Origin of the sequence: Pseudodonghicola xiamenensis DSM 18339 (assembly GCF_000429365.1) — a bacterium.
GTDB classification, from domain to species: Bacteria; Pseudomonadota; Alphaproteobacteria; order Rhodobacterales; family Rhodobacteraceae; genus Pseudodonghicola; species Pseudodonghicola xiamenensis.
In genome coordinates this window covers 1-13,752 of the sequence record NZ_AUBS01000054.1, presented here as the reverse complement: position 1 = coordinate 13,752, position 13,752 = coordinate 1, and the positions used below count along the sequence as shown (strand labels likewise).

Below are 13,752 nucleotides of genomic sequence, written 5' to 3'. Positions count from 1 at the left end.
TGGCGCAAGAACTTGTCCACCGCTGATGCATCGAAATCTCTGATCGGGATCTTCCGGGCGCGTGCCCACTTCAGGAAATGCCGGGCGGCGCTCAGCGCGCCTGCCGAAAGCCGTGGATTGTCCGCGAAATAGGCGCGGACCAGAGCGAGTTCGTCGGCGCCGGCCCGGTCGGCGAGCGGAGAGTTCGAGGGGGAGTTCATGGAAGATGTCCTTCTGCGGTTGAGAGCAGAGGCATCATGATTATCCAAAGCGGAAACCTGAAAATGAATCACCAGAACAACAGCTTGAAGCCCCGAACTCAGCATAATGCTGACGCGGCATATTATGTCGGCTCGTACCTGCAGCATTCCTTCCCGGTGCAACTCTACGAACCCTTCACCGACAGCGAAGGCAACCTCTCCTCGCGACCCGTGTTCCGGGACGGCCAACCGGTCGAGAGCCGCGAAGCCGTGGCGCGGCGCGACGAGATGCTCGAACAGCTCGGCTCGCTTCCGCCTGTCCCGGGCGCGCTCGACCAGATCGTTCAGCGCTTCGGCACCGATCTGGTGGCGGAGGTTACGGGGCGGTCCCGGCGCATCGTGCGCAAGGGCGATGGCGCATCGGCACGCCTGGCCGTCGAGAGCCGTGCGCCCTCCGCCAACCTTGCCGAGACTTCGGCCTTCATGGATGACCAGAAGCGCATTCTGGTCTTCTCGGATGCCGGTGGTACCGGGCGCAGCTATCACGCCGACCTTTTGGCGCGGAACCAGCGCCTGCGCGTCCATTACCTGCTGGAACCGGGCTGGAAGGCCGATGCCGCCATTCAGGGGCTCGGGCGCACCAACCGCACCAATCAGGCGCAACCGCCGCTCTTCCGGCCCATCGCCACGGATGTGAAGGCTGAGAAGCGTTTCCTCAGCACGATTGCCCGTCGCCTCGACACGCTGGGTGCGATCACGCGCGGGCAGCGCCAGACCGGCGGCCAGGGCCTGTTCCGTCCCGAGGATAATCTGGAATCCGCCTATGCCCGCGATGCGTTGCGTCAGCTTTACCTGTTGATCGTTCGCGGCAAAGTCGAGGGTTGCTCGCTTGAACGGTTTGAATCGGCCACCGGCCTGAAGCTGATGGACAGCAACGGTGTGAAGGACGACCTCCCGCCGATCACCACCTTCCTCAACCGGCTGCTGGCGCTGACCATCGAGTTGCAGGGCATTCTGTTCTCGGCCTTCGAGCAGCTTCTGCGGGCCCGGATCGACGGCGCGATTGCCTCAGGCACCTATGACATGGGGCTGGAGACGCTGCGAGCGGAGAGCTTCATCGTTACCGCCCGGCAGGTGATCCACACCCATCCCGGCACCGGCGCGGAAACCCGGCTGCTGACCCTGACCGAGCGCAAGCGCAATCAGCCGGTCACGCTGGATGCGGCGCTGGCGGAACTGGATGATCCGCGGGCGAAGCTGCTCACCAACGAGCGGTCGGGCCGCGCCGCCGTGCAGATCCCCACCACCAGCGTGATTCTGGATGACGGCGAGATCGAGCGCCGCGTCCGGCTGATCCGGCCGATGGAAGCAATGAACCTGCCCGTGCGGGCGATGGGCGAGACCCACTGGGTCGAGGCCGAACGCGCTGCCTTCGCCTCGGCATGGCAGGCCGAGTTGGACGAAGTGCCGGAGTTCACCGTTAGCACCCTGCATATGGTGACGGGACTCCTGCTGCCAATCTGGAAACGCCTGCCGCAAGACTCCTCCCGCGTCTATCGGCTCCAGACCGACGAGGGCGAACGCATCATCGGTCGCCGTGTCTCACCCGCTTGGGCGGCCAATGCCGCCACCAGCGGGGTTGCGACCGGCATCACGCCGGACGAGGCCTATACCGCGCTGATGGAAGGCCGCACGATCCTCGATCTCGCCGAAGGGCTGCAACTGCGCCGTTCCCGCGTCATGGGCGCGAACCGGATCGAACTCACCGGCTTCACCGATACCATGCGCGATCGGCTGCGTGCCTATGGTCTCTTCAGCGAGATCATTTCGTGGAAACTGCGCTTCTTCGTGCCGGTGGGCGCATCGGGGCCGGAGATCATCGGCAAACTGCTCGACCGTTTCCCGATCGAGCGCATTTCCGAGCGGGAGGCCGTGTGATGGCACGTCTCACCGCTTCCGAACTGGCGCGGCGTCTCGGCCGAGAGGCCGAGGCGGTGTGCCGCTACTATCTCTCGAACGGGCGCAAGCAGGGCAATTACTGGCAGGTCGGGGATGTGCGAAACACGCCCGGTCGTTCGATGTTCGTCCGGCTAAGCGGGAGGGAATCCGGGAAAGGGGCTGCCGGCAAATGGACCGATGCGCAGAGCGGGGAACATGGCGATCTGCTCGACGTGATCGGCGAAAGCCTCGGCCTCATCGATTTTGCCGACGTTGCCGAGGAAGCCCGCCGCTTTCTCAGCCTGCCGCATTCCGAACCGGAGCGACAGCCGCGCACGTCCCGAACATCGCCGGCACCATCCGGATCGTCCGAAGCCGCACGCCGCCTCTGGCGCATGACCCGGCCGTTGATCGGCAGCCTCGCGGAGACGTATTTGCGCGGTCGCGGCATTACGGATTTACGCGGAACCGCAAATCTGCGGATCCACCCGACCTGCTACTGGCGGCCGGAGGGCGGCGGCCCAACCGAAACCTGGCCCGCCATGATCGCCGCCGTCACCGACCTCGATGGCAGGATCACCGGCGCGCATCGCACCTGGCTCCAACGGGACGGCTCCGGGAAAGCGCTGGTCGATCCGCCGAGAAAGGCGATGGGAGAGCTGCTCGGAAACGCTGTCCGGTTTGGCGAGGTGCAGGATGTCATGGCAGCGGGCGAGGGGATTGAAACCATCCTTTCGCTGCGGGCGGCATTGCCCAAGATGCCGATGGCCTCCGCACTTTCGGCCGGGCATCTCTCCGCCATCCAGTTCTCCCCGCATCTGCGCAGGCTCTACATCGTCCGCGACAACGATCCGGCAGGTGACGCCGCGCGGGACAGCCTGGTGGACCGGGCCATCGGGGCCGGGATCGAGGCGATCACGCTTTCGCCCATGCTGGGAGATTTCAACGACGATCTCGTCAGTTTTGGCCTGGAAGCGCTTCGGGCGCAGATCCGGGTGCAGATTGCCCCCGAGGACGTCAGCCGCTTCATGGCGCTTGCGCCATAGCCAGAGAGGGCCGTGAGCGGGGACAACCGATCCCGTCATGGGCAAGGGGGGGCGGCACCTCGGCAAGGAGACCGCGCCTTGTCCTTCTTGAGAGGGCGAGCGGCCCACAAGCGCTCCGGCCCGGCAATGGCGGCGCCCGACTGATTTCCGTCGGCGGCGGAGCCGCCTTTACAGCGCGAAGCAAATCAGCCGGGCTTTGCCATCAAGGCCCTGAGCTAAAGGGCTCGGGCTGCCAGGCCGGAGCGCCCGTGGGCTTGTCGTCGCCATGAAGGCCGCGACGGTCGCGGTCCAGCCGAAGGACACATCCCATGTATGCCCATGACGAATTCGAACCCGATCACAGCACGTCTCCCACCGGTCATGTCATCGAAGCGCTCGAACTCTATGGCTACCATCCCGCCGAGGGCGAGGCCGATCCTCGGATCACGCCCGAGGATACCGCCATCCAGGGCGCGGTTGCCGACATCTTCGATGCCCTGATCTCCACGATGGCCGACACCAGCCTCGATTTCGACCTCGACGAGATCATGTGGTCCACCGTCAATACCTTCCACCGCGCCATGGAACGGATCGAACGCAAACTCGATGACAACGAGCAGGCCCAGAAGCGCCTTCAGCGCGAACAGGACGGCAGCGAGGTGAAATCCGTCCAGTTGGAGACTCTGATCGGCATCGGACAAAACCTGATCGAGCGCCGCGACAGCATGGAGACCTTTCGCGACTCTGCCGCCGACCTCTACCTGCGCACCACCGGCACGCCCTGGTCGCCGCGCTCCGGCTCGCGGGTCAACCATCGCCAGATGACCTCGGCCATGATCGACAGCCGTGACTTCATCGCCGCAAAGCGCAGGGCCGACAACGAGGTGCTTTTGCCGGCCGGGCCGAAGATTGCCTTCTCGGGCGGGGAGACCACCGATCACCAACTGATCTGGGACAGGCTTGATCAGGTCCATGCCAAACACCCCAACATGGTGCTCCTACACGGAGGTTCGCCGAAAGGGGCGGAACGCATCGCGGCCACCTGGGCCGACAACCGCAAGGTCGCGCAGGTCGCCTTCAAGCCCGACTGGACGAGACACGCCAAGGCCGCGCCCTTCAAGCGCAACGACCGGATGCTAGATACTATGCCGATCGGGGTTATCGTCTTCCCCGGAACCGGCATTCAGGAAAACCTCGCCGACAAGGCCCGCAAGATGGGAATCCCGGTCTACCGCCTCGGAAAGGGCAGCGCGTGAGCGCTGCACCTATTCAAAATGGCCGCGCAGCTTCCTGCATACGTTACGGTGGGCGGATTCCGGACCTTCGCTGCGGCATCGCCCAAGGGCCGCTTTTGGCTTTGACTCGCCTATCCGCTCAGCGAAGAAGACGTGCGAAAAGTTACCCATCAACAGCCGATTCAATCCAAGTCCACCTTTCCGGATTGGCTTCGGAGGGATCACCGGCGCCGGGAGCGTGCGAATACGCGGCGGACGGTAGCCTGCACCCCGGCATTGAGCACATAGTCATTCGCGAGGTCGGACTGGTCATACAGTCCAAACTCGTCCGGGGACCGGGCAAGCTCGTAGCCAGACGCGTCGAGCCAGATGACTTCGTCTGCACCGGCCATCGGCAGGACATTGTAGCGTTTCATGGCGCCGGTCGTTCCGGTCAGCTCGGCTTCCTCCGGCACAACCTCGGCGCGTTCCCGTTCGCGGGAAGGCAGGCTCCGTTCCCAGCCCAGAAACTGCTGGGGATCGATCAGGTCTTCGGAGGTCGGTGCGTCAATCTCCTCGCCGAGCCATTCCTCGAATGCAGGCCTAAGTGCTTCGGCTTCCTCGCGCGTCTTCGCGCGTCCCTGTGCCAACGCGAAGGCGACAAAGGGATCGAGCGTTCCCCAGCGCAGCAGCTCGCGCGCCCAGAAGCCGAACCAAGGGAGCCCCGTTGTGGCCTTCCATTCGGCAAGTGAGGGAACGGCGAGCGGATCACCGGCACCAGCAGTCCATTTCTGCGCGACGACCGCGCCGATCGCGACCCCCAAGCGAAACTCCAGATTGTCGGCGACAAAACGCTGGCGGGCGCGAAGATTGCCAGCTTCGGGCACTTCGCCGCCCGGGGCGCGCATCCACCAGCTCAGTACGTCGGTCCAAGCATCGAGGATCTCACGATCGCCGACCGTATCGCGGACGCGGAAGCCGAAGCCGCGATCCTCCTTCAAGAGTTCGCCGAGGGCCTCGAACCGCTCCAGACGCTGTTCCGGGGTTTCGAGACCATACTCGGTTGCCGCCGCCAGCAGATCGACGATTGCCGGCGCGATCGCTTCGAACCGCCTGCCAACATAGGGCGAGAAGCCATATTGATAGAGCCGCCGCCGTTCGTCGGCGTCGGGGTAGATCTCCCCGATTATCGCGCGCCCGCGGCGGAGGATCGCGTCCTCGAGCCAAGCTTCCTGCGCGGCTGCGGCGACCGTGAAGGTGTTTTGCCAAAGGGCAGCGAGTTTTGCTTCCGCCTGCGCCCCGTCGAGGTCGTCATCAAGCAGGCTGAGTTCTTCGAGCGCGGTCATGACGAATGCATCCAGCTCGTCGACGGTATCGGCCAGCCGGGCAGCGTCTCCGGTGGCGCCGGTCCCAGCATCGTCGCTGACTTCGCCGGGCTCAATCTGTTCGAGCCATTCAAGAAATGCCTCGTCGGTCAGATGCCCGAAATAAAGCCGCGCCTTGTTTCGTAGTTCGCCGAGTAGCATCGCGAGCGGACTGAGCGTTGCATCGTCCGCCAGCTCGTCGCGCCGGAGATTCTCGCGCAACGCGGCATAGTCTGCCCGCAGGGCGTCCATCTGATTGCGCTGTGTCTGCATCTGCCCGGGGGCGGTTGTGGCGATCGTGGTGGGTAAGACAACCAATGTTAGGCCTTCCATTCCACGCGTCGAGCCCGGCCTGCCAGCACGACCGGAGAGATTGCGGAATTCGGCCGGGGTATAGGGGGTGATGACCGGTTGCTGCTTCACGTTGTCATAGGCGCTGCGCTTGAGCGAGGTCACGAAGATGATGTCGAATGGGAGGTTGACGCCTTCGGTGAGCGTCGCGGTCGCAACGGTGATTGGACAGATTTTTCGGTCAATCAGTGCCACCATTAGCCGCCGCACTCGCTGCGGCATCTGGCCATGGCTGGTTGCTATTCCGCGATCAAGCAGTCTCACCTCGTAGGAATCTGACCCGCAATAGTCAACGCAAGCTGCCCGGGCTTCGGCGAACAACTCACCGTTTCTTCCTTCGGGTGGCACGAAAGCCGGCAGACCCTGCCAAGCTGGCAGGTCGAAGGATTCAGCATACCACCCCATTGTTTGTTCGGGCTGCTGGGCCAGTGAGATGAGGATACGGCGTTCAGCCGCAGCAAGGTGCAGCGCCGTCCAGAGCACCGTCACCTGGTTGAAGCGGTAGAGGCTGGACCGCATCTGCGCGGGCAGCTGCGCCATCGGCGGGATGTTTAGGTTGAGGTAAACTGGGTCATCACGCCCCTGTACATAGAGCGGTTGCCCATTCATCAGCTCAAGTAGCATCGTGCTGCGCCGCTCCGACGCGGTCTCGAGCACGCCAACCACTTGCCGGGTACTGCGATAGTGCGTGCCGATCGCTGATGCGTCAGCTGTGCCTTCCATCCACCGCGCTACAGGTCCGGCGGCACCGCCAGCGACCGCGGTCAGCGCGATACGAACGATATCTGGCGCTTGGGTGAGCAAGCGAGCGACGAAGCTTTCAAGCCTGAGCGAGCGACTGCTATGATCGGCGAAGTCACTACGACCGCTTTCTGTATCCTCTGGCAGGACCTGATGCGCTTCGTCGACGATCAGGAGCTTGAGACGGCTAAGAAGCAGCGGAGCGAGATAGCGCATAAGCGCATCGGCCTTTTCGACAGTGGCGATAAGCACGGTCGGGCTGTCAGCATTCAGCCAATAGTCGGTGATGCCCCAGTCGGCGCCGCCATAAAGGCCGGTGATGATAAGATCGCGGCCGAGCTCGGAAGTCAGTTTGGCTTCGACCTCACCAGCGAGCGCACGGGAAGGGACGAGGTACAGGGCCAGTGGCACGACCTCGCCGTGATCGCGCAGCAGTAGTTCCTTCACGAGGCCGAGATTGGCGACGAGCGTCTTGCCCGAACCGGTCGGCGTGCAGAGCGCGAAGGACGAGTTTTCGAGAAGGCGGGTGAGACCAGCGCGCTGCGACGACCACAATATGCCGCGGCCGCGCGAGAACTGTTCACGAGCAAAGGCCAGCAAGCGAGGCATGCGCCTGGGATTGAGTTCGCCAAGGGCACGGACCGAACGATAGATGCTGGCGTCGGTAAACCGTTCGGCAACTTGTCGCAACAAGCTGATGAGCAGCGAAACATCGTCGCTGAAAGTGCGCACGGCCATAGAGTCGAGCGCCTTGAGCTTCGCAGCGGCCTTGGCGAGGCGGTCATCGGCCCCACGCCGGATCGAATCCGCAAAAAGGCCCAACGCGCGAATGAGTTCGACCGTGAAATACCAGCTAAGCCGGTCATCCCTGTCTTCTTCGAGGATACGGAGGGAAGAGCCAGGAGCCCTCAGATCGCCATTTTGACCCCAGAAAGCCATGGTATGGAGGAGCACTGCGTCGAAATCGCCTTGGATAAACGCGGCGAAAAGCTTCGGGCCGTCTTCCTCAAGATCCAATTGGCCGAGAAGACCAGATGCCATCGCGGTCAGACCTCCGAGCTGGAAGGCGGCGCCGGCAAGTAGTTCGACCGGCGCGATCGTTCGAACGTCGTCTTCCGAGCGCGCCAGCCATTCGAGGAGCTCACCGGCCCGCCGGTAGCAATCAACGGTGCGACGCGATTGATGTCCCTCGATCTCTGCGAAGATCTCGGCTGCCTGCAGCAGACTTCGCGCATCTGCCAGCTGACCTTCGGAATCGCTGCGGTTCCAGCCGATCGTGTCGACCTGCCAGCCGATCTGTAGACAACGGACATAGGAGCGTGCCTGATTGGCGGACAATTCGTTCTCCAGCGCGAGCCTGGTGCGGGCCCCATTGGCGATCTCGAGCCTCTGCGGGTCGTTTTCCGGCATCAGGTGGCCCAGAGTGCGTCATAGACGCCGTCGATTAGCATTTCACCGTCATTCAGAATGAGTTCAACCACCTGCAGGTCGTGAGGCGCAGTATAATCTTCGGGCACTTCCTCCCAAGGGATGAGCGAATGCTTGGACTTCCGACTCGGCGCATCACCACCCGAAATCATGATGAGGTTGGTGCGCGGCAATGGCTCGGCATTCCTGACCACCAACACTCGATCGAGTTTCGCGATCGCGGCGGAATAGCCGTCGGGATCGATTTCGCGCAACAGGCGCTGCAACTGCCGAAGCCCGTGCGGGGCTGGAATATCGCTATTGATCTGGAACCAGATCCCTTTTCCATCATGCTCGCGCTCGCCTGTTTCCTTGTTTTTCTTCTTCTCGCCGTACATCAGATCGGCGACGACGGCCGGCTGAAGCTTCTTTCGCCATTTGGCTTCACCAGCGATGAAGCGCTCTATGTCACCATCTTCATCGAGTGCGAGGCCAATGAAGTCAGAGCCACGCCTCCCATAGACTTCTCGCTTTCGCTCTTCATCCCGCGCGAGTGCGAACAGATAGGCTTCCGCGTCCTCATGAAATCGGAAAAGGAACACCGGGATCGTCCACTCGTGCTTGCCGATGTATTCGAACCCTTCGGTAAGCATACCAGCCATTACTTCTCCAAACAGTCCACGTCGCGTGATCGACGGCAAACAGGTCGGATAGGTGATATACGGTTCGGGCGCATCGGCATCGGGATGAAGCTCAATACCCATCTGCTCATGGAAAAATACGCGAGCGTCGGCATGAGCGGATTCGAAATAGGGGACCAAATCTGAGATCAGGTCGTCATCGCAGTCGCAATCTTGCTCGAGCAACAAGTGCCCGTAGTTACCGTCTTCACTTGGATACGCGGTGAGCCAGCGTGCCAGCGCAGCTTTCGGTGGTGGGCAATCGTGCAAGGTCAATGTTGAACTCCTCGCGCAATGAATATGGGACTTGCGCGATCGCATGAAGCCTTAATGTTGTTGATTTTCCCCGAAGCGACCAAGATTGGAGCGTGAAGCAGACCTTTGATTGGAGTTGGCCGAAAGGCGGTTCAGGGCCGGAAGTGTAGAGGCGCGGCGCGGATCACGCCACCATAGCGAACTCGTCTGATTGTGCATAGAAGCGGGCTTCCGCTTCTGCGGGCGGGATGTTTCCGATGGGTTCGAGTAGGCGCCGGTTATTGAACCAATCCACCCATTCCAGCGTTGCGAACTCGACCGCCTCGAAGCTGCGCCATGGCCCGCGACGATGAATGACCTCGGCCTTGAAGAGCCCGATCACTGTCTCGGCGAGGGCATTGTCATAGGAATCCCCGACGCTGCCGACGGACGGCTCGATGCCCGCTTCGGCCAGTCGCTCGGTGTACTTGATCGACACGTACTGGCTGCCTCGGTCGCTGTGGTGGATGAGCCCGCCGCCATCGACGGGCCGCCGTTCGTGCAGAGCCTGTTCCAGAGCGTCGAGCACGAACTCAGCCTGCATGGAGCGAGACACGCGCCAGCCGACGATCCGTCTGGCAAAGACATCGATAACGAAGGCCACGTAGACAAACCCACTCCAGGTCGCGACATAGGTGAAGTCGGACAGCCAGAGCATGTTCGGCGCCGGGGCATGGAACTCTCGGTTCACACGATCCTCAGGGCATGGCGCGGAGGGATCGGGAACCGTTGTTTTCCGGGCCTTTCCTCGGATCACTCCCGCCAGCCCCATGTCATTCATCAGGCGCGAGACGGTGCACCTGGCGACCGCGATCCCCTCACGGTTCAATTGCCGCCAGACCTTGCGGGCGCCGTAGACCTGGAAGTTCTCGTCCCAGACCCGCCGGATCTCCGGGCGCAGCTCGGCATCGCGCCTGGCGCGGTCGGACAGCTTTGCAGGATCGGCCCGGCCCGCGGCATGGGCGCGATAGGTGGACGGGGCGATCGGCAGCACACGGCAGATCGGCTCGATCCCATACTGGTCGCGATGCTCATCGATGAACATCTTCATTTCCTCGTAGGGCGGTCGAGCTCCGCCTGAGCGAAAAAAGCGGACGCCTTGCGGAGGATCTCGTTGGCCTGCCGGAGTTCCCGGTTTTCCTTCTCCAGCTGCTTGAGGCGCGCAAGCTGATCGCTGGTCGGCCCCGGGCGTTGCCCGTTGTCACGCTCCTCGCGTCGCACCCACTTCCGCAACGTCTCGGCCGTGCAGCCGATCTTCGGCGCAATCGAGCAGATCGCCGCCCACTGCGAAGCGTGATCGGCCTCATGTTCCAGAACCATACGCACCGCGCGAGCACGCACCTCGGATGAAAATCGATTGGATGTCTTCGTCATGGCTCCACCTTCTCAAGGTTGGGAGCCTCCGGCAAACCCGGCGCGGTTCAGTTACGTGTGGGGGAACGAGCTTGGCTCTAGCCGGCTCGTTCTCGGTCCGAAACCGACGAATGCGTTCGGCGACACTCGGCTCAAACTGTGGATATGCCAAGACGTAAATCATCACGACACAGTGGGGAAATGTGTACCACGGGTCAACGATCGGCTGGTTCCCTAAAGGGGGGGCGGGTCACCTTGTGTCTCGCCCAAAGACAAGAATTCTGCTAACCGTCAGGTTGCGCCATGGTGGTGGTGGCAGGCGCGACCGTTCCACGTCAAACGGGAGACACCGCCATGTTCGTTCTCGGAATCCTTGCATCTTTTGCCGCCATCGCAGCCATGTGCTGGTTGCTGTTCAACCTTGCCGTTTTCGCCCTGCCGTTCCTCGTCGGACTCCATGCCGGTATTTGGGCCTATGGCACCGGTGCAGGCTGGCTCGGAGCAATCCTCGTCGGTGGCTTTGCCGCCGGCCTGACTCTGGCCATCGGCCAGGCGCTGATCATGCTCGTCCGGCCGCTCTGGGCGCGCTTTGTCATCACCCTGATCTTCGTGGTACCGGCGATGCTCGCCGGCTTCCACGCCACCCTCGGGATCGCCAGGGCCATGATGCCCTCGGAGACCTGGCAGATGATCTTCGCTGTTATCGGCGCTGGCGCTGTAGGCGTTTCCGCCTTTCTCCGCATTGCCGGTTCGGCAGCCGAGCCTTCGGACAGCTCTCCCATGAGCGCCTGACACTGCAGGCGATCCGATGAGGCGGGGCCCCTGATCAGTGCTGGACTGCCATCCCAATCGTCAGGTTGCCGGTATGGGGCGGTGTGCGGATCGGCATGAGACCCGCGTCGCTGCCCTTGGCCGTGCGGCGGGAATGGCGGACCGTTCGAGCGGCAGACTGCACCTGCGATCGCGGGGGGGCACGTCGGGCCGGGCGCCTGGAGAGTGATGCGCATGGCCTGTCGCGGGTGAGCCAATCCGCCGGTGAAAAGCCGGTCAGGTTGACGGGCATCCGCGATCGCCATCGTCTCCGTTCTGACCCGTCCATGTCCGCTCCATACGGCCCTTTCAATGGCCTGATCTGGCCGAAGAACGGCTGTGCCTCGACCGGCTTGCCGCAACAGCGCCGCCATAACTTTCTTCCCCTGCCGGCGGAGCCGTCATTCCGCGCGGAACAAGAAAGTTCTACCTTTGCTGTCCAGCCCCCGGCAGGCCGGGGGTGCACCGCCTGTCGTCTCCGGCCTGTCGATCGCCATCGGGCCGCAATGGTGCGGACCCGGAAACGGAAAACGGAGACTCAAAATGGCTACCATCGGCAGCTTCAAGAAGACCGGCTCGAACGAATTCACCGGCGAAATCGTCACCCTCAGCGTTCAGGCCAAGGGCGTACGCATCGTCCCCGACACCCGCGCCACCGGCGAGAACGCCCCCAGCCACCGGGTCCTGGTGGGCCGCGCCGAGATCGGCGCCGCCTGGTCCAAGCGTTCGGGCGAGGGTCGCGACTATCTGGGCCTCAAGCTCGACGATCCGAGCTTCACCGCCCCGATCTACGCCAATCTCTTCGATGAGGAGGACGGCGAGAGCTACGCGCTGATCTGGTCCCGCCCCAACGGTCGCCGCAGCGAGTAGCGGCGCCGTGAGGCCCCGGCCGATAGGCCGGGGCCCGCCCGCCAAACCGGGCAACCGAATCAGTTTTCCGAATTGGCGGTGCTAATTCGAAAGTGCGATATAAACGTAGAATAATTCCGGTAGAGATTCTCCTGAGAGCGACTATAATAGTCGTAGTTCTGGCGTGCGCGCCGGGCCGGATGGGAGGTGATCTGCATGATCACCGCCCGACAATCGCGGGCCGCGCGTGCGCTTCTTGGATGGACACAGGAGCAGCTTGCGGATGAGGCCCGGGTATCTTTGACCGCGCTCAAGCGCCTCGAATCCGAAAGCGGACTCGAGGTCTACGAGACCACGCGCGATCAGGTTCGACGGGCGTTCGAAGCGAATGGCATTCTGCTCCTGAACTCCGACCAGGGCATTGGAGTGATGCATGTGCAGGCGAAGGCCGTCGCTAAGAGCTGACTATTCCGGCAGGTTTCGCCGTGAAGGGAATTGCGCTATTGCCGTGCTCACGAAAACGTCAACCTTCTGTGCTAGGATTGTACAGAAGCCGCAGTGGGGATGCGTGTGACGATCAGCAACTTGCAGGATGTGCCGCCGCAGGGGGCCGTGGTGACGGATTATGACCGTCGCCACATGGCGCAGTATATGCGTTTGCTCGATGCTGCAGGCGAGGGCGCGAGCTGGCAGGAGGCGGCGCAGATCATCCTGGGTCTCGATGCGCAGACAGAGCCGGAGCGGGTGCGCCTCGTTCATGACGCCCATCTTGAACGTGCACGTTGGTTGAGCTCGGAAGGGTATCGGCAGTTGGCGGCGGGGCGCACCGGCTGAGAAGGTGATGCGTCCCACGCATCACCTGATGCCTTGCGGCGGACTTCCCAAGTGATTGATCTCTCGGAATCCTTTCTTGCGATCAACCTAGGGAAGAGGCGATGCCATGCAGCCCGACCGCTCGAATTGGCGTGACCAGGCGGCCTATGACTATCTTGATGATCTGGCCGCGCCGGAACTCGGCTGGGAATGCCTGCGCCGCAATCCTGAATATCAACATGACTATGCAGAGCTTGCAGGGGGACCACCTGAGAGGGCTGACCTGAGGGATCAGGTCGGCCGTCGATGGGGGCTGTGCTTTCCCGATACGGCCCGGTTTGATCGCGACTGTCGCCGAGATATTCTGGCGCCCCGAAATCGATACCAGCGCCGTGATCCTCGAGACTGTGCCGAATTTTGTGCCTGACGCGTTTTTTTACGCCATTGGGAAGCGGTCTTCGAACATGATGGCAAGCTGACTTCTGACAGCGTGCCATTCGCGCACCGAACGCTTCCATTCGGTGGATGTAGCATTGAGCGCCAGATAGATCAATTTCGCTGCTGCCTCATCGCTTGGGAAGTGACCGCGGGTTCGGACGGCGCGCCGGATCTTCGAATTCAATGCCTCAATGGAATTCGTGGTGTAGATCAGCCTGCGCACCTCGGGCGGGTAGTCGAGGAACGGGATCACCTCGTTCCAGGCCCGGCGCCAGCTCGGTGCGATGGCCGGATAC

The 13,752-nt window shown here is 62.6% G+C and carries 11 protein-coding genes, 2 pseudogenes and 1 other annotated feature; of the genes and pseudogenes, 8 read left to right on the top strand and 5 right to left on the bottom strand.

The genetic code is table 11. The annotated features are described in order from the left end of the window. A pseudogene (locus G455_RS25015) lies at positions 1-200 on the bottom strand (tyrosine-type recombinase/integrase); the annotation flags it as partial. A 123-nt stretch (positions 201-323) separates the two neighbouring features. On the opposite strand from G455_RS25015, the pseudogene G455_RS25010 reads away from it, so the two are divergent. The 3 genes and pseudogenes from G455_RS25010 to G455_RS0121095 form a co-directional block, all read left to right on the top strand. Next, a pseudogene (locus tag G455_RS25010) lies at positions 324-2,117 on the top strand (strawberry notch C-terminal domain-containing protein); the annotation flags it as partial. Beyond that, entirely contained in the window at positions 2,117-3,163 is a 1,047-nt protein-coding gene (locus G455_RS0121100; protein ID WP_028095466.1) for a DUF7146 domain-containing protein, read from the top strand. The pseudogene G455_RS25010 and the gene G455_RS0121100, both read left to right, overlap by 1 nt. 308 nt (positions 3,164-3,471) lie before the next feature. Next, positions 3,472-4,398: a DUF2493 domain-containing protein gene (locus G455_RS0121095; RefSeq protein WP_028095465.1), complete on the top strand. Its 927-nt coding sequence runs from the start codon at positions 3,472-3,474 to the stop codon at positions 4,396-4,398. Between the two features lie 200 nt (positions 4,399-4,598). On the opposite strand, the gene G455_RS0121090 is transcribed toward G455_RS0121095, so the two are convergent. The 3 genes from G455_RS0121090 to G455_RS0121080 all read right to left on the bottom strand — a co-directional run bounded on the left by G455_RS0121090 (position 4,599) and on the right by G455_RS0121080 (position 10,567). Beyond that, the gene (locus G455_RS0121090; RefSeq protein WP_028095464.1) at positions 4,599-8,222 is read right to left on the bottom strand and encodes a DEAD/DEAH box helicase; all 3,624 of its coding nucleotides are present in this window, start codon (positions 8,220-8,222) and stop codon (positions 4,599-4,601) included. Then, on the bottom strand, positions 8,222-9,175 hold the full coding sequence (locus G455_RS0121085) for a hypothetical protein (protein WP_205620491.1): 954 nt from the start codon (positions 9,173-9,175) through the stop codon (positions 8,222-8,224). The genes G455_RS0121090 and G455_RS0121085 overlap by 1 nt, the downstream gene beginning before the upstream one ends. Positions 9,176-9,338: 163 nt before the next feature. Then, a protein-coding gene (locus tag G455_RS0121080) for an IS3 family transposase (protein ID WP_154664447.1) occupies positions 9,339-10,567 on the bottom strand; the annotation gives its coding sequence in 2 pieces (ribosomal slippage) (positions 9,339-10,273 and positions 10,273-10,567; 1,230 coding nt in all). Beyond that, positions 10,170-10,286: a sequence feature (AL1L pseudoknot), on the bottom strand. Its footprint overlaps the gene before it by 117 nt. A 282-nt stretch (positions 10,568-10,849) precedes the next feature. Between G455_RS0121080 and G455_RS0121070 the strand changes: the two genes are divergently transcribed. The 5 genes from G455_RS0121070 (at position 10,850) to G455_RS26530 (ending at position 13,445) form a co-directional block, all read left to right on the top strand. Continuing rightward, positions 10,850-11,338 (top strand): hypothetical protein, encoded by a 489-nt coding sequence (locus G455_RS0121070; protein WP_229861861.1) that lies wholly within the window; start codon positions 10,850-10,852, stop codon positions 11,336-11,338. Between the two features lie 561 nt (positions 11,339-11,899). Then, positions 11,900-12,226 (top strand): DUF736 domain-containing protein, encoded by a 327-nt coding sequence (locus G455_RS0121065; RefSeq protein ID WP_028095459.1) that lies wholly within the window; start codon positions 11,900-11,902, stop codon positions 12,224-12,226. Positions 12,227-12,421: 195 nt separating this feature from the next. Further along, positions 12,422-12,670, top strand: coding sequence for a helix-turn-helix domain-containing protein (locus tag G455_RS0121060; protein WP_021120486.1), 249 nt, complete (start codon positions 12,422-12,424; stop codon positions 12,668-12,670). A 99-nt stretch (positions 12,671-12,769) separates the two neighbouring features. Beyond that, positions 12,770-13,039: a DNA -binding domain-containing protein gene (locus G455_RS0121055; RefSeq protein ID WP_028095458.1), complete on the top strand. Its 270-nt coding sequence runs from the start codon at positions 12,770-12,772 to the stop codon at positions 13,037-13,039. Between the two features lie 106 nt (positions 13,040-13,145). Further along, the gene (locus tag G455_RS26530) at positions 13,146-13,445 is read left to right on the top strand and encodes a transcriptional regulator domain-containing protein (RefSeq protein WP_154664446.1); all 300 of its coding nucleotides are present in this window, start codon (positions 13,146-13,148) and stop codon (positions 13,443-13,445) included. Positions 13,446-13,454: 9 nt separating this feature from the next. On the opposite strand, the gene G455_RS25005 is transcribed toward G455_RS26530, so the two are convergent. Further along, on the bottom strand, positions 13,455-13,752 hold a 298-nt coding region (locus G455_RS25005), incomplete at its 5' end, for an IS256 family transposase (protein ID WP_035367159.1).